The organism is Catenulispora pinistramenti, from assembly GCF_018274385.1.
Classification (GTDB): domain Bacteria; phylum Actinomycetota; class Actinomycetes; order Streptomycetales; family Catenulisporaceae; genus Catenulispora; species Catenulispora pinistramenti.
The window spans coordinates 1-360 of the sequence record NZ_JAAFYZ010000611.1; the positions used below are offsets into that span (position 1 = coordinate 1).

A 360-nucleotide genomic window follows, 5' to 3' on the forward strand; every position below is an offset into this window, starting at 1 on the left:
CCCGCGGCGTCCTGGTCATGACCCCAGACTCGGCGATGGTCCTCACCGGCAAACACGCCCTGGACTTCTCCGGCGGCGTCTCCGCCGAAGACAACTTCGGCATCGGCGGCTACGACCGCGTCATGGGCCCCAACGGCCAAGCCCAATACTGGGCACCGTCACTGACAGCAGCCCGCGACGTCCTGATGTCCCACTACGACCACACCTACATCGCCCCCGGCGAAACCACACCCCGCCGCGCCACCACCGACGACCCCCACGACCGCGACATCAGCACCTTCCCCCACACCTTCGCCGGCTCGGACTTCACCACCGTCGGTGAGATCTTCAGCGCCACCGCCAACCCCGACCGCAAAAAAG

Annotated in this window: 1 protein-coding gene; it reads left to right on the forward strand. The window is 67.2% G+C overall.

Going from position 1 to position 360, the window contains the following annotated elements:
* Nucleotides 1-360, forward strand: a 360-nt coding sequence (locus KGQ19_RS53680; protein WP_212022540.1) for a hypothetical protein, incomplete at both ends; no start/stop codon positions are given.